The following is a 14,841-nucleotide window of genomic DNA, read 5'->3' as shown; positions in this document are numbered from 1 at the left end:
CACCGAACCGGATGGATTCGCTTATGAAACACTATTCAGCCTTTGCTGTCGCGCGCGAAGCGTTGCGCTATCACACCGGATGGGAGCGCGCATGGCGCTCACCCGAGCCAAAGAAAAAATACGACGTGATCATCGTCGGTGCCGGGGGGCATGGTCTGGCGACCGCCTACTACCTTGGTAAAAACTACGGCATCCAGAATGTCGCCATCATCGAAAAAGGATGGCTGGGCGGCGGGAACACGGGCCGGAACACGACCATCATCCGGTCGAACTACCTGCAGGATCCTTCGGCGGCGCTCTATGAAAAGGCGCGGGGCCTTTATGAGGACCTCAGCCAGGACCTGAACTACAACATCATGTTCAGCCCGCGCGGTGTGATCATGCTGGCGCAGACCCAGCACGAAATTCGTGGTTATCAGCGCACGGCGCATGCCAACGCGCTGCAGGGCGTAAAGACCGAGTGGATCGGGCCCGAACGCGTGAAAGAGTTGGTGCCGATCATCAATCTGGACGGTCCGCGCTATCCGGTTCTGGGTGGCCTTTGGCAGGAACGCGGCGGCACCGCGCGTCACGACGCGGTGGCGTGGGGCTACGCGCGCGCCTGTTCGGCGATGGGTATGGACATCATTCAGAAATGCGAAGTCACCGGCGTACGCTCGGACAATGGTCGCGTTGTTGGCGTTGATACAACCAAGGGCGCGATCGACTGCGACAAGCTGGGGATCGTGGTTGCGGGCCATTCCGGACAGTTGGCCGAGATGGCAGGCTTCCGCTTGCCGCTGGAAGCGGTTGCGCTGCAGGCCCTGGTGTCCGAGCCGATCAAGCCCTGCATGGACGTGGTCGTGATGGCCAACACTGTTCACGGCTACATGTCGCAGTCCGACAAGGGCGAGATGGTGATCGGCGGCGGTACCGACGGGTTCAACAACTTCACCCAGCGTGGCAGCTTCCATCACATCGAGGAAACCGTCCGCGCATTGGTCGAGACCTTCCCGATGATCTCGCGCCTGAAAATGCTGCGTCAGTGGGGCGGGATTGTGGATATGACCGGCGACCGGTCTCCGATCCTGTCGAAAACACCGCTGCAGGGCTGTTTCATCAACGCAGGTTGGGGCACCGGTGGCTTCAAGGCCATTCCGGGCTCGGGCTGGGGTATGGCACAGCTGATGGCGACAGGTCATTCACCGCTGACCGAGGCCTTCTCGATGGACCGCTTCAAAGAGGGCCGCTTCATCGACGAAAGCGTCGCCGCCGGGGTGGCGCACTAAGGGCTCTGCCCGAGGTGGCCACAACACAGAATTCTGGTCGGCCCGCGTGCCGACCGACCGAGAAAAGGATGACCATATGCTGATCCTGAATTGCCCCTATTGCGGCGTCGATGCCGAAGAAACTGAACTGGCCGCCGGCGGCGAAGCGCATCTGAAGCGCTATGGCCCCGGCTCGTCGGATGATGAATTCCACGACTACCTGTTCATGCGTGAGAACCCGAAAGGCGTTCATTTCGAACGTTGGCGCCACGCGAATGGCTGTGGCAAGTGGTTCCACGCGGCGCGCTGCACCAACACGCTTGAGGTGTTCGGCACATATCCGGCCCAGACCACCGAGCCACCGCAAGAAATCAAGGACGCCATCACCGCCAAGCGTCCCGGCTGGACGTGGAGAGAGTTTAAATGATCCACCCAGCCAACCGTAATTCCGCCTGCGAAAGGTCCGCAACATGAGCACCCGTCTCGCAAATCAAGGCCGGCTGATTGACCGGTCGAAACAGGTTACCTTTACCTTCAACGGCACCTCGATGCAGGGCTATGAAGGCGATACCCTTGCATCCGCCCTGTTGGCCAACGACCAGATGATGATGGGCCGGTCGTTCAAATACCACCGTCCACGCGGCGTCGTCGCAAGTGGCGCGGAAGAGCCGAACGCTTTGGTCGGTTTGGGCGAAGGCAACCGGTTTGAACCGAACCAGCGCGCCACCACGACCGAGCTGTTCAACGGTCTGACGTCTGTATCGCAGAACCACTGGCCGAACCTCGAGTTCGACATCGGATCGATCAACACCCATCTGTCGCGCTTCCTGCCGGCTGGCTTCTACTACAAGATGTTCATCCATCCGAAGCCGTTCTGGAAACACGTCTACGAGCCGTTCATCCGTCAGTCCGCCGGGCTGGGCAAAGCGCCCGACAAGGACAATCGTGATGCAGACACCTATGAGCATTTCTACCACTTCACCGATGTACTGGTGATCGGTGGCGGTGTCGCTGGTCTGCAGGCGGCTAAGGCGGCGGCTCAGTCCGGTGCCAAGGTCATGCTGATCGAGCAGACCGCGCATTGGGGTGGTCGTGCTCCTGTTGATGGTGGAACGATCGACGGTGAGCCTGTGGATAAGTTCGTGGAACAATTAGTTTCTGAACTCGAAACAATGGACAACGTCATCCTGCGCAATCGCTGCATGGGGGCAGGGGTTTATGACCACGGTTATGTACTGGGCTACGAACGCCTGACGGACCACACTCCGGGCGTGCAAGGCCCGCGTCATCGCCTGTGGCGCATCCGTGCCAAACAGGTTGTCACAGCAACCGGCGCGATTGAGCGTCCGCTGTCTTTCGCGGGTAACGATGTTCCGGGCGTGATGTTGGCCTCGGCTATGCGGGATTATGTGGTGAACTGGGGCGTGACCCCCGGCGACCGCGTGATCGTTGCGACCAACAATGACGACGCCTATCACACTGCAATTGCCCTCAAGAAAGCCGGTGTTGATGTTCTACGCGTGGTCGATGCGCGCGCAAGCGCCGGACCTCTGGCGGAAGAGGCGCGCCAACTGGGCATCCGTGTCGATCCCGGCAAGGCCATCGCCAAGGTCAAAGGCGGCAAGCGCGTCAAGAAAGTTGCGCTGTGCAACCAGGAAGGCATCGGTGGTGCGCGGGAAGAGGTCGAATGCGATGCAGTCGCCATGTCGGGCGGCTGGTCTCCGGTTGTTCACATGTGGTCGCATTGCGGCGGCAAGCTGATCTGGGATGAGGCGAACGCCCATTTCCGCCCCGACCCCGAGCGTCCTCCGCTGGGTGCAGATGGCGAGGGCTTCGTGATCGCCGCGGGTTCCTCCAACGGTCCTCTGGCTCTCGGTGACGTTCTGACCGACGCGGATGTCGCAGGTAAAGCGGCGGCCAAAGCGGCCGGTTACAAAGCGAAACGCACCAAGGCTCCTGCGGGCGAAACCACGGCCGAGGCTCCGATGGCAGCCGTCTGGTTGATGCCTGCGAATGCGGACATCCAGCTGCGCATGAAATCTTGGTTGGACTTCCAGAACGACGTGAAGGTCTCGGACGTTCAGCTGGCTGCGCGCGAAGGTTATGAAAGCGTTGAACATACCAAGCGCTACACCACGCTGGGTATGGCGACCGATCAGGGTAAGTTGAGCAACATCAACGGCTTGGCGATCCTTGCTGATGCGCTGGATTCCGAGATTCCGAAGGTCGGTACCACGACGTTCCGCCCGCCCTATACGCCTATCTCGCTGGCGTCGATCGGTGGCGAAGCACGCGGTGAGGTGTTCCAACCGATCCGCCAGACCCCGATGCACAACTGGCACGACCAGAATGGTGCAGACTGGGAGCCGGTCGGCCATTGGCGCCGGACCTACGCCTATGTGCGCCCCGGTGAATCCGTGCATGACGCTGTAAATCGCGAGGTGAAGAATACCCGTGAGAACCTTGGCCTGCTAGACGCCTCGACACTGGGTAAACTGATCGTCAAAGGCCCCGATGCGGGCAAGTTCCTGGACATGATGTACACCAACATGATGTCCACGCTGAAGGTTGGCAAATGTCGCTATGGCCTGATGTGTTCAGAGAACGGCTTCCTGATCGACGACGGTGTTGTTGCCCGCATCGACGAGGACACATGGCTGTGCCACACCACCACCGGGGGTGCCGAGCGCATCCATGGTCACATGGAAGAATGGCTACAGACCGAATGGTGGGACTGGAAAGTCTATGTCGCGAACGTGACCGAGCAATACGCCCAGGTCGCCGTGGTTGGCCCCAACGCCCGCAAGGTACTGGAGAAGCTGAATGCTCAAGCCGGTGGCGGCATGGACGTTTCGAAGGAGGCGCTGCCCTTCATGGAATGGCGTGACGGTAAGATTGGCGCGTTCGACGCGCGGGCCTACCGCATCTCGTTCTCGGGTGAGCTGTCCTATGAGATCGCGGTCCCTGCAAGCCAGGGCCAGGCGTTCTGGGACGCTCTGATTGACGCGGGCAAAGAGTTCGGCGTGATGCCTTACGGCACCGAATGTCTGCACATTCTGCGGGCCGAGAAGGGCTTCATCATGATCGGCGACGAGACCGACGGCACCGTGATCCCGCAGGATCTGGGTCTGCACTGGGCGCTCTCTAAGAAGAAAGAGGACTACCTCGGCAAACGCGCCCATTCGCGGACCCATATGGCCGATCCAGAACGTTGGAAACTGGTCGGTCTGGAGACTGTGGATGGATCGGTGCTGCCGGACGGTGCCTATGCGGTGGGCGAGGGCGTCAATGCCAACGGTCAGCGCAACATGATCGGGCGTGTGACATCGACATACTACTCGGCCAATCTGGGCAAAGGCATCGCCATGGGTCTGATAAAGCATGGTCCTGACCGCATGGGCGATATTGTCGAGTTCCCGGGAACCGATGGCAAAACCTACAAAGCCAAGATCGTCGATCCGATCTTCTACGACAAGGACGGGGAGAAGCAGAATGTCTGAACCCATCAGCGCACTGAACCACGCCAGCTATGACGGCATCGCCAAAGTGGCCGAGGTCGGCCTGCAGGGTATGATCACCCTGCGTGGCGATCTGTCCGACAAGGTGCTGGCCAAGGCGGTCAAGGATGCAACCGGGCAGAAAATGCCCGGCCAGCGTGAGGCTCTGGTCGATGGCGATACCGGCGTATGCTGGATGTCCACCGATGAGCTGCTGGTGCTTGTGCCCTATGCTGAGGTCGAGGCCAAACTGGCCGAGATGACCAACGCGCTTGGCGGTACGCATGCGCTGGCCGTCAATGTCTCGGACGCCCGTGCGGTGTTCTCAGTCACGGGCAGCAACGCGCGTGAAGTTCTGGGCAAGGTTGCTCCGGTCGATCTGTCACCTGCGGCTTTCCAACCCGGCCAAATTCGCCGTTCGCGTCTAGCTCAGGTGGCTGGTGCATTCTGGATGGACGACGCCGAGACCCTGCGCATCGTCTGCTTCCGTTCGGCGGCTGACTATGTGTTCAAACTGCTCAAGGTTGCGGCGCAGCCGGGCAGTGAGGTCGGGGTTTGCTAACGAACCGACGACTGATGTCAAAAAAGGCTCCGGTTTTGGCCGGAGCCTTTTGCGTTCCGACCTTGGGAATACCAGTTAAGAGTGATCGGAGGCCCGAACGGCGCCCACTTCAATCATGTAAAAGGATCGTTTGAAAGCGGCTGAGCGCCGCGGGTTCCAACAGCGCCTGTACCGTCACCGGCTGTCCGTTTTCGTCGCACAGATGGTTGTAGAACCTTAGGCTTTCTAGCAGGCTTTCCATACGGGAACGCCGGTTCGCCTCTTCCAAAAGTGGCGCATGCAGGGACAGAAACAAAGCGGGACGTTTCTGTTTCAGCCAGTCCAGTAACGTAGGCAGGACAAAGAACTCGGCCCCTTCGATATCCATTTTCACCAGCGAGATCCGGCTTAAATCCTGAGCGGCCTGGAACTGATCCCACGCGATTGTCAAAGCATCCGTTCCATGCGCCGCGTCATGTAAAAGAGAACTGGTGGAATCGCCCGGCTCTCCTCGGGTTGAGGCCATGCGGGCCACTCCGAACTGATCCGACAACGCCACTCCGAAGGCCGAGACATTGCGGATATCGTTCAGATCCAGGTTCCAGGCCAGATGGCGAAAGGCGGTCGGGTCGGGTTCAAAACAATACACATGGCGGGCTTTGCGCGCACCGTAAAGGACCGTCGGCCCGATCCACGCGCCCATATCCAGATAGTCGCTTTCCGGGGACAGGAACTGATCGAGAACGGCGAAGGTCTCAGGCTCCCAATCTCCGGCCGAGGCTTTGCGCCAGAATTTCGAATGGTAGGGATCCAGCCGGAACGCCTGACCATTCAGGTTTCCAGCATAATATCCGCGGGCGCGGTAAAACATCTTGCGCGCCTGTGTCAGCATCGCGGACCTCCGGGTTTTATTGTCTCGCCCCTTGACCTGCGGCGGTTGCCAAAGCATTTAACCGTTGGGAACCGCAACTTTTATTTTACAGGGGGCCGACATGGCTTTTGAACTTCCTGATCTTCCTTATGCACATGACGCGCTGGCAGCCAAGGGCATGTCCGCCGAAACGCTGGAATATCACCACGACCTGCACCACAAAGCCTATGTCGACAACGGCAACAAGCTGATCGCCGGCACCGAGTGGGACGGCAAGTCGCTGGAAGAGATCATCGTAGGGACCTACGACGCAAACGCCGTCGCGCAGAACGGTATCTTCAACAACATCAGCCAGCTGTGGAACCACAACCAGTTCTGGGAGATGATGGGCCCCGGCGAAAGCGCGATGCCTGGCGAACTTGAAAAAGCGCTGACCGAAAGCTTCGGCTCGGTTGACGAGTTCAAGTCGCAGTTCAGCGCGGCTGGCGCGGGTCAGTTCGGCTCGGGCTGGGCATGGCTGGTCAAAAACGCTGACGGCTCGCTGGCCGTGACCAAAACCGAAAACGGCGTGAACCCGCTGTGCTTTGGTCAGACCGCTCTGCTGGGTTGCGACGTGTGGGAGCATTCCTACTACATCGACTTCCGCAACAAGCGTCCGGCTTACCTGTCGAACTTCCTCGACAACCTGGTGAACTGGGAAAACGTCGCATCGCGCATGTGATCTGAGTGTCCCTTTCGGGAACAGGGGCCTGCTGGCGGAGACGCTGGCAGGCCTTTTTCATTGGTATAGTTTTCATGCCGTGCGGTTGGTTAATCCGCGCCGCAAACCTTGCGAGACCGCCTCAACCGTGACAGTCCTGCTGTAACCAACTGGCACAGCGCCGTTTTGACGATTGGACCCCAAGCTTGCGCGGAAACCATTTCCTCGATCACGCGATCCTTCTGGCAGGCGTCGCCTTGATGTGCGGACCGGTTTGCCTGCTGCTTTGGCAGTTGTTCACGGCCCTAGACTTGCCCCAGTTGTGGGCCCTGGTTCAACGGGTCTGGCACGGGGGCCTCAGCAGCGCTGGCATTGGCGCAGGGGCGATGATGTGGAATTCGCTGGTACTGGCCCTTGGCGTTGCCATCTTGAAAAGCGTGATGTCGATGATGGCCGCTTATGCGTTGGTGTTCTTTCGACTGCCTTGCAGCGGGTTGATCTACGGCGTGATTCTGATCGCGATGTTCTTTCCGATCGAGACCCGAATCCTGCCGACCTTCGCCGTTGCCAGTGATCTTGGGCTGCTCAATTCCTACGCCGGGATGATCCTGCCGATCACGGCCAGTGGGCTGGGCGTGTTGGTGTTCCGCCAGTACATGCGCCAGATCCCAAATGAAGTGATGGAGGCTGCCCAGATGGACGGCGCCGGACCGCTGCGTGTACTGTTTGATATCGTTATCCCTCTGTCTCTGCCGATGATCGCGGCTGTGTTTGCGATCCTGTTTGTGCTGGGGTGGAACCAGTATGTCTGGCCGATCATGATCACCACCACCAGTCAGGACCATGACACTTTGGTGCGCGGTATGGCCTATTCGGGTTTCGGCGGCACAGCAGGCATGGTTCTGGCGCTTTTGGCGCTGCTGCCTCCGGCTGTGGTGGTGATTGGGCTGCAGCGATGGCTGATGCGGGGTCTGACCGCGGGCATCCACTAGCTCCGCGAGTTACTCAATTATGGGGCGCAGGTGAAAACTTGCCGATACGTCAAGTTTCGGTGTGAGACGGGATTGTACCGGGTCCGCCAGTGCTTAAGTAAATACCGCGGAGGGAGAGAACCGCACCCATTGGAAGCACAAGCAAACACCGCGCCAGAACGTTCTGGCCGCGAAGCAAAGAACTTGTGCCCAATACATGAGGGATAGCCATGGAAACCACTACGGGAGAGCATAATGGCTGCACTTGAACAGGGAACCTGGGTTGTTATCGCGGACGGGGAGAAGGCACTGTTCGTCGAGAACATCACCGATGCCGAAGACCCCAATCTGGTTGTTGTTTCGGTTGAGGAGAAAGAGTCTCAAGACCGCCCCACTGACCGGGCTGGGCGGCGGTCTGATCCGGGACCGAACCAGAAATCGGCGGTTGAGGAACCGGACTGGAAATCCCATGCGAAATCGCTGTTCGTGCAGGACCTTGCCAATCTTTTGAACCGCAAAGGGCTGAAAGGCAAATTCCAAAGGCTTGTTCTAGTGGCCAGCCCCCACGTTCTGGGCTTGCTGCGTCGAAGACTACATAGCGAGGTGCTGGCCAAAGTCGTGGCCGAGGTGGATAAAACCCTGACCAACCACCCGCTTCACAAGGTCGAACAGGTGCTGAAACAACGCCTTAGCCCTGCGCCACGTTTAGCGTGAATGAAAACGGGCGGCTTCGGCCGCCCACACATCTGCCTACCGCAAAGCCGCGATGGCCGCGTCGGCATCCTCGACCCAAGTCACGAAACTTGACAGGGACTGATCGGCAAAGCCCTGTTCGATCACCTGTTCCAGAAGGTCGCGGAGCTTATCCCAGTAGCCCCCCACACTTACCACTACAATCGGCTTATCATGCAGGCCTAACTGCCGCCATGTCAGCGCCTCGAACAACTCATCCAGTGATCCTGGCCCTCCGGGCAGCACCACGACGGCATCCGCATTCATGATCATGACTTTCTTGCGCTCGTGCATCGTCTCGGTGATCACGTAATGCGTCAGGTCGCTTTTGCCGACCTCGCGTTGGACCAGATGCACTGGGATAACACCGAAGGTCTCGCCACCGGCAGATTGCGTGGCGCGCGCGACTTCCCCCATCAGGCCCACATCTCCGGCCCCGTAGACCAGTCGCCAGCCTTCCTGCGCCAGCGCGTTTCCCAACTGCTTGGCGGCGTCAGAATACGCGGGATTGGTGCCATTGCGTGACCCGCAATACACACAGACGGATTTCTGGGACATGACAGGTGCGCTCCGGGCTTGTTTCAGACGTTTTGACCCCTGATAGCGAGATTGATAGGTTGGCTCAACTGTCCGCCGGAACACGAGTCACTCACATCAGTTTCGCGGCGGAATGAAAGGGAAAGAATGAACGGCACATCGGGAAGCGGAAGCTCGGGCAGCTTCATCTGGGGGCTGCTTGTCGGCCTTGTGGCAATTCTTGCGGCCGGTGGTCTGTATTTGTCGGGTGTGTTTTCAAGCAGCCCCGAACCCGTACAGGAAAAGGTTGAGGTTGCAGAGGAAACTCCTGTGCCAGAGGTCGCTCCGGAAGAAGAAGCCCCGCAGGACCCCGCACCCGCGCCAGAGGAGGCTATCGCCGAAGCCGAGGCTGAGGAACCCGTGGCCGAAGACCCCGAAGCCCAGCCCGAAGAGTTAACGGTTGACGCCGCACCCACGACTCCTCCGGCTTTGGACCAGATATTCGTGTCGCCAGACGGCAGCGCGTTACTGTCGGGCGAGGCAGAGCCGGGCAGTGAGGTTGACGTAGTGCTGAACGGTGAGGTTGTGCATCAGTTTTCGGTCGATGAAACGGGTGAGTTCGCCGAATTCGTTGCGGTCCCGTTCAGTGATGATCCACGCGGCCTTGTTCTGCAGTCGACCGATGGGGATGAAACCGTTCGATCCGACGACTATCTGATCGCAGCCCTGCCAGAGCCTGCCCCCGAGGAGCCAGCGCCCGCGCTTGAGGAAACGCCCTCGGAACCTGAAGTCGCTGAAGATCCCAAGCCTGAGGCGGAAGATACGATTGTGGCAATTGTTGAGCCCGAGCAGTCGACGGAAACCGCAGACGCGGGTACGGAAGCCGAGGCCGCCGGTCCGGAAACTGCAGACACGGGTACAGAAGCCGAGGACACCGTTACAGAAACTGCAGATGCCGGTAGCGAAACCCAGAACACTGGTGCGGATACAGAAGAGGCCGTCGTTGAGGCTGAATCGGCCCCGGAAGAAGAAACCGAAACTCCGGCTGAAAATCAACAGGTTGCTATCCTGCGTTCAGGCGAGGATGGGGTTGAGCTGGTGCAATCCCCGTCCGAAGAGAACTCCGCGCCCGAGCAGGTTGAGCTGGACACAATCGGCTATTCAGACACCGGCGATGTGCAACTGACAGGCCGTCTCAACGAAGGATCGGCTGTACGAATATACCTCAACAACCGTCTGGTGGCGGATGTGACCCCGCAAGAGGATGGCAATTGGCGGGGCGACCTCGTAGGGATCGACCCTGGCGTTTACACCCTGCGAGTGGACGAGGTGCATTCCGACGGCACAGTCCTCAGCCGAGTCGAAACGCCCTTCAAACGTGAACCCGTCGAGGTGTTACAGGCGGCCGAGGCGCAGACCTCGGCGCAACCGCTGGAAACCCCTGCACCGATCCGGTCGGTCACGGTTCAAGCGGGCGACACCCTGTGGGCCATCTCGCGTGAGCGGTTCGGAGACGGCGTGCTGTATGTCCGCCTGTTCGATGCCAACCGCGAGCTGATCCGCGACCCGGACCTGATTTTCCCGGGGCAGGTGTTCACCATTCCTGAATAAGCTCAGGCTCTGGCCTTTCTCAGGCCGGGGCCCATATTGCACTTCACACTAGGCAGGTAATGCGACGTATGCCCCCCATTACATCGGACGAATTGGCCGGAATTGACGAGCGCCGCTCTGGCTGGCGGACGATACGCAAGGTTGCGCCTTACATGTGGCCGGATGATGAGCCATGGGTGAAGCGCCGTGTTGTGATTGCCATGGCGATGCTAGTTTTGGCCAAGCTGATCGCCGTCTATACGCCGATCCTTTACAAGGGCGCGGTGGATGGTCTGGCGGGCGAGGGCGTGCCCCCTCTGGCCCTTGGCGCGGTGGGGCTGACCGTGGCCTATGGTGTCGCCCGGATGATGACTGTGGGCTTTCAACAATTGCGCGATGCGGCCTTTGCCCCCGTTGGCCAACGGGCCTTGCGTGCGCTCGCGTTGGAGACCTTTCAGCATATCCACCAACTGTCCATGCGCTATCACGTTGGGCGCCGAACGGGGGGTCTCAGTCGGATCATCGAGCGTGGGGTCAAGGGCGTCGAGTTCCTTTTGCGGTTCCTGCTGTTTTCCATCGGGCCGCTGATTCTGGAGCTGCTGCTGGTCGCCATCATCCTGATGTGGCTGTTCGATGTCTGGTATCTGGTCGTCGTGGCCGTCACCATCGCGCTCTACATCTGGTTCACCTTTGCCGTCACTGAATGGCGCGTGAAGCTGCGCCGCGAGATGAATGATCAGGATACCGAGGCTAACCAACGCGCCATCGACAGCCTGCTGAATTTCGAAACCGTCAAGTATTTCAACGCCGAACAGCGTGAAGCGAACCGGTATGACGTGTCGATGAAGGCCTATGCCGGGGCGGCCTTGAAGACCGCCTATTCGCTGGCCTTCCTGAATTTTGGGCAGTCCTTCCTGATCACCTGTGGCTTAATCGGGGTGATGGTCCTGGCGGCAATCGGGGTCCAGAACGGCACGCTCACCGTTGGTGATTTCGTCATGGTGAATGCCTACATGATTCAGATCACCGTGCCGCTGAACTTCCTGGGCACCGTGTATCGCGAGATCCGGCAGGCGCTGGTCGATATGGGCCAGATGTTCGATCTGCTGGAACAGCCCGCCGAGGTGAAAGACAAGCCGGACGCCCCAGACCTGAAGGTCAATGGAGGCGAGGTGACCCTACAGGATGTGCGCTTTGGCTATGACCCGGAGCGTGAGATCCTCAAAGGGGTGTCGCTGTCAGTGCCCGCGGGGCAGACCGTGGCCATTGTGGGCGCGACGGGGTCCGGGAAATCCACCATCGGGCGCTTGTTGTTTCCTGACTTCCGACATTTTTTCGTATAAGTCATTGATATTATTATGCCTTGGTTGCCAAAAGGCACTACACGGACTTTTTTCGCCAGCGATTGTTTCGGAGTGTTGAGGGAGCTCAGGCTTTGGTCTGGCCAGTTTTTCGGGTGCGCCCGGGGGGTATCTTGAAAGGGGCTTCGTTCCAGGTCAGGCCGACGCAGGTGAGGATGCGTCTGGCATCGACCGTGGCATGGCTTGGCATGCCGTAGCGGTCAGGGGTGCCTTTGTGGCGCAGGATCGAGAGCTGCAATGCGTTCAACTCGTTGCGGATACGAGCCGGGCTCATCGGGTGTCCGAGCAGGTCCAGATGCTTGCGCAGGTGCTGCAGGCAGCAGAAGGCCATGTAGCAGATGGCGATATGGGCCCGGACCCGACGCGGCGACCAGTGATAGATGGGCCGGATTTTCAGATCGTGCTTGTTGGTGCGGAAGCAGGCTTCGATCTCCCACAACTGGTGATAGCGGGCAATGACGTCCTGTGCCTCCAGTTCGTCCGCACCATGAACAACAATGGCATGCAGCCCGTCCCATTGTGCCGCTGCCTTGATCTTTGCATCATCCAGCGTGACGTCCCCGCTGTCGGGGAAGGCCAGGAAGCGGCCATATCCCCGGCTGCTGAAGCTGCCGGGTTTGCGAGAGCGCTTGAGCTTCTTGTGCAGCTTTTCGATTGCCTTGTCGCGCTTGTGGGCATCATTGCGTGCCCGGGTGGGTGACCAGGTCACAATGACCCGCGCTCCCTCCTGGTCGATCACCTTGTACCAGCCCTTCTCGGTTGCCTCTTCAGAACCGTGTCCAGCCCAAGGCTGGCGTCCCTCCGGGCTCAAAATGTTCGCCTTCACGGCGGCCGGGGCGGACTTCATGCGATAGCCGAGGATGTAGGGCAGACCCTTGTTCTGCAACATCTGCTGGTTGTCCTTGCTGAGCATGGCGGCATCGGCCACGAACGTGACCCTGGCCACGTCGAAGCGTCCCTCCAACGCCTTCAGCGCAGCTTCCAGCGTATGACCTTCCCAGGTGTTTCCCGGGAAGAGTTCATAGCCCACAGGCAGCCCATCGGAGGTGACGATCAGCGCCAGCATGACCTGAGCGCGGTGATGCTTGCCATCCTTGCTGAAGCCCTTGGCCAGAAGATGATCCTGCTCGACCCCGTCCGCATCCTCGGCCGGGTCCTCGCGCTCGGTGTCAAAGGCCAGGGTCGTGCAATCGTAGAACAGCACGGTCACTGGCCCGCCCAGCAACTTCTCTGCCGCCGCGTGAGAGGTTTTGCAAATCCCGTCTATCACCGGCGTATTGATGTAATCCATGCTCCGATAGACCACGTCCAGATTGAGCGTGATGCCTGCCTGGTTCTCCAACGCCTCCACGGTCGCGCGCTTGCTCTCGGGCTGTGCGATCCGCGCCATAACCAGCTCTTTCACAATGCGATTGGCACTTTTACGCGCCGCCCCCAGAAGGGCCCCCCAACCCAGTTGGTCATACATCGTCCCCATGACATCCCGCAGACCCAGAGAGACCCGCGCCTCCTCACGGCACTCGGCAAGATCAACGCCAAGCTTGTCCGGCCGCGGAGCGCGGCGCACCAGCGCCTGCAGATCGGCATATTCCGTGGGCGTGAACAGTTCCATTTGCGGCGAGCGATCAATGCGTAATTGCTCCATCAAGCGGCCCGCCAGACGCTTGATATCCTCAATCTCGCTGTCGTTATGGGCCACACCCACATGGCGCAGGATCTTCTGGCGTACCTTGGAGCCGGTGCGGACGGATTCAACGATCTGGATCCGTGTGCGGTTGAGCTTTGCGTCATGTTTGGTGCGGATGAACATGGGCGAAGAGGTTAGCCATCTGAAGGCCCATGTCAATACTTTTTATAATAATGGGGCACTACAACGCGCCTCTGAGCAACCACACCTGAAAACAAACCAAAAACCCAGTCAGATCAACAAAAAGGTCGGAAGTCAGGATCCTCAAAGGGGTGTCGCTGTCAGTGCCCGCGGGGCAGACCGTGGCCATTGTGGGCGCGACGGGGTCCGGGAAATCCACCATCGGGCGCTTGTTGTTTCGGTTCTACGATGTGACCGGCGGGGCGTTGAAGATTGATGGTCAGGACGTACGGGATGTACGTCAGACCAGTCTGCATGCGGCCATCGGCGTTGTGCCTCAGGACACGGTGCTGTTCAACGACACCATCCGCTACAACATTGCCTATGGCCGCGAGGGCGCAACGCAGGCCGATGTGGAAGAGGCCGCGCGTGCAGCACAAATCCACGACTTCATCGCGTCTCTGCCCGAAGGGTATGACACCAAGGTGGGTGAGCGTGGGCTCAAGCTGTCAGGCGGAGAAAAGCAGCGTGTCGGCATCGCTCGGACGCTGCTCAAGAACCCGCCTATTCTGTTGCTGGATGAAGCTACCTCGGCCCTCGACACCGATACTGAGCAGGAGATCAAGGATGCTCTGGCCCGTGCAGGAGAAGGGCGGACCGTGATCACCATCGCGCACCGTTTGAGCACGATTGCCGAGGCCGACCAGATTGTGGTTCTGGAAAGCGGTGAGATCATCGAGCAGGGCACCCATGATGCGCTATTGGCGCGCGAAGGTCGCTACGCCCAATTGTGGAGCCGCCAGCAGGCCGACACACAGGCTGCCTGAGAATTTCTGTTTGACGCGACTCGTCCACTGGTTGAAACCCCAAGTAGCGCATTATCGCGTCAGGTTTGGTTTTGCCATCGAACAAGAAAGAGCAAAGAATGAAGAAAATTGTCACATCCATGACACTCGGTTTGACACTCGCGGCATCTGCCGCGTCAGCCGAAGATCTGGAATTTCTGCT

Annotated in this window: 11 protein-coding genes and 2 pseudogenes; 10 read left to right on the top strand and 3 right to left on the bottom strand. The window is 59.5% G+C overall.

Annotated elements, in window-relative coordinates; genetic code table 11:
* Positions 1 to 23: 23 nt before the first annotated feature.
* The 4 genes from ACOERD_RS18135 to ACOERD_RS18120 all read left to right on the top strand — a co-directional run bounded on the left by ACOERD_RS18135 (position 24) and on the right by ACOERD_RS18120 (position 5,306).
* Positions 24 to 1,268 (top strand): sarcosine oxidase subunit beta family protein, encoded by a 1,245-nt coding sequence (locus ACOERD_RS18135; protein WP_170374096.1) that lies wholly within the window; start codon positions 24 to 26, stop codon positions 1,266 to 1,268.
* A 76-nt stretch (positions 1,269 to 1,344) separates the two neighbouring features.
* A complete protein-coding gene (locus tag ACOERD_RS18130) occupies positions 1,345 to 1,674 on the top strand; it encodes a sarcosine oxidase subunit delta (protein ID WP_419739951.1) in 330 nt (109 codons plus the stop codon).
* Positions 1,675 to 1,717: 43 nt separating this feature from the next.
* Positions 1,718 to 4,747 (top strand): sarcosine oxidase subunit alpha family protein, encoded by a 3,030-nt coding sequence (locus tag ACOERD_RS18125; RefSeq protein ID WP_419739950.1) that lies wholly within the window; start codon positions 1,718 to 1,720, stop codon positions 4,745 to 4,747.
* Positions 4,740 to 5,306 carry a sarcosine oxidase subunit gamma gene (locus ACOERD_RS18120; protein ID WP_419739949.1) on the top strand — a complete coding sequence of 189 codons (567 nt, stop codon included), beginning with the start codon at positions 4,740 to 4,742 and terminating at the stop codon, positions 5,304 to 5,306. Before ACOERD_RS18125 ends, ACOERD_RS18120 begins: the two co-directional genes overlap by 8 nt.
* A 109-nt stretch (positions 5,307 to 5,415) precedes the next feature.
* Here the strand turns inward: ACOERD_RS18120 and ACOERD_RS18115 are convergent, their stop codons facing one another.
* Positions 5,416 to 6,156: an FkbM family methyltransferase gene (locus ACOERD_RS18115; protein ID WP_419739948.1), complete on the bottom strand. Its 741-nt coding sequence runs from the start codon at positions 6,154 to 6,156 to the stop codon at positions 5,416 to 5,418.
* A 121-nt stretch (positions 6,157 to 6,277) separates the two neighbouring features.
* On the opposite strand from ACOERD_RS18115, the gene ACOERD_RS18110 reads away from it, so the two are divergent.
* From ACOERD_RS18110 to ACOERD_RS18100, 3 genes are all read left to right on the top strand, one after another.
* A complete protein-coding gene (locus tag ACOERD_RS18110; protein ID WP_170374091.1) occupies positions 6,278 to 6,877 on the top strand; it encodes a superoxide dismutase in 600 nt (199 codons plus the stop codon).
* Positions 6,878 to 7,062: 185 nt separating this feature from the next.
* Positions 7,063 to 7,848 (top strand): ABC transporter permease subunit, encoded by a 786-nt coding sequence (locus tag ACOERD_RS18105; protein WP_419739947.1) that lies wholly within the window; start codon positions 7,063 to 7,065, stop codon positions 7,846 to 7,848.
* Between the two features lie 234 nt (positions 7,849 to 8,082).
* A complete protein-coding gene (locus tag ACOERD_RS18100) occupies positions 8,083 to 8,541 on the top strand; it encodes a host attachment protein (RefSeq protein ID WP_419739946.1) in 459 nt (152 codons plus the stop codon).
* 36 nt (positions 8,542 to 8,577) lie between these two features.
* On the opposite strand, the gene ACOERD_RS18095 is transcribed toward ACOERD_RS18100, so the two are convergent.
* On the bottom strand, positions 8,578 to 9,117 hold the full coding sequence (locus ACOERD_RS18095; protein ID WP_419739945.1) for a TIGR00730 family Rossman fold protein: 540 nt from the start codon (positions 9,115 to 9,117) through the stop codon (positions 8,578 to 8,580).
* Between the two features lie 126 nt (positions 9,118 to 9,243).
* Between ACOERD_RS18095 and ACOERD_RS18090 the strand changes: the two genes are divergently transcribed.
* Together ACOERD_RS18090 and ACOERD_RS18085 are read left to right on the top strand one after the other, a co-directional pair.
* Positions 9,244 to 10,686 (top strand): LysM peptidoglycan-binding domain-containing protein, encoded by a 1,443-nt coding sequence (locus ACOERD_RS18090; RefSeq protein ID WP_419739944.1) that lies wholly within the window; start codon positions 9,244 to 9,246, stop codon positions 10,684 to 10,686.
* Positions 10,687 to 10,754: 68 nt separating this feature from the next.
* Positions 10,755 to 11,981 (top strand): annotated as a pseudogene (locus tag ACOERD_RS18085) (ABC transporter transmembrane domain-containing protein); the annotation flags it as partial.
* A 112-nt stretch (positions 11,982 to 12,093) separates the two neighbouring features.
* Here ACOERD_RS18085 and ACOERD_RS18080 read toward each other — a convergent pair.
* A complete protein-coding gene (locus ACOERD_RS18080; protein WP_419737624.1) occupies positions 12,094 to 13,836 on the bottom strand; it encodes an IS1634 family transposase in 1,743 nt (580 codons plus the stop codon).
* 128 nt (positions 13,837 to 13,964) lie between these two features.
* On the opposite strand from ACOERD_RS18080, the pseudogene ACOERD_RS18075 reads away from it, so the two are divergent.
* Positions 13,965 to 14,660 (top strand): annotated as a pseudogene (locus tag ACOERD_RS18075) (ATP-binding cassette domain-containing protein); the annotation flags it as partial.
* Between the last annotated feature and the right edge of the window lie 181 nt (positions 14,661 to 14,841).

It is taken from the genome of Ruegeria sp. (assembly GCF_965199275.1).
Lineage (GTDB): Bacteria > Pseudomonadota > Alphaproteobacteria > Rhodobacterales > Rhodobacteraceae > Ruegeria.
Note: the sequence above shows the minus strand (reverse complement) of the source record. Positions and strands in the feature narration are given on the sequence as shown.

What these genes read in the sequence shown, in the direction of transcription:
- ACOERD_RS18135 (WP_170374096.1), top strand. Translation starts at nt 24, where the DNA reads ATGAAACACTATTCAGCCTTTGCTGTCGCGCGCGAAGCGTTGCGCTAT.
- ACOERD_RS18130 (WP_419739951.1), top strand. Translation starts at nt 1,345, where the DNA reads ATGCTGATCCTGAATTGCCCCTATTGCGGCGTCGATGCCGAAGAAACT.
- ACOERD_RS18125 (WP_419739950.1), top strand. Translation starts at nt 1,718, where the DNA reads ATGAGCACCCGTCTCGCAAATCAAGGCCGGCTGATTGACCGGTCGAAA.
- ACOERD_RS18120 (WP_419739949.1), top strand. Translation starts at nt 4,740, where the DNA reads ATGTCTGAACCCATCAGCGCACTGAACCACGCCAGCTATGACGGCATC.
- ACOERD_RS18115 (WP_419739948.1), bottom strand. Translation starts at nt 6,156, where the DNA reads ATGTTTTACCGCGCCCGCGGATATTATGCTGGAAACCTGAATGGTCAG.
- ACOERD_RS18110 (WP_170374091.1), top strand. Translation starts at nt 6,278, where the DNA reads ATGGCTTTTGAACTTCCTGATCTTCCTTATGCACATGACGCGCTGGCA.
- ACOERD_RS18100 (WP_419739946.1), top strand. Translation starts at nt 8,083, where the DNA reads ATGGCTGCACTTGAACAGGGAACCTGGGTTGTTATCGCGGACGGGGAG.
- ACOERD_RS18095 (WP_419739945.1), bottom strand. Translation starts at nt 9,117, where the DNA reads ATGTCCCAGAAATCCGTCTGTGTGTATTGCGGGTCACGCAATGGCACC.
- ACOERD_RS18090 (WP_419739944.1), top strand. Translation starts at nt 9,244, where the DNA reads ATGAACGGCACATCGGGAAGCGGAAGCTCGGGCAGCTTCATCTGGGGG.
- ACOERD_RS18080 (WP_419737624.1), bottom strand. Translation starts at nt 13,836, where the DNA reads ATGTTCATCCGCACCAAACATGACGCAAAGCTCAACCGCACACGGATC.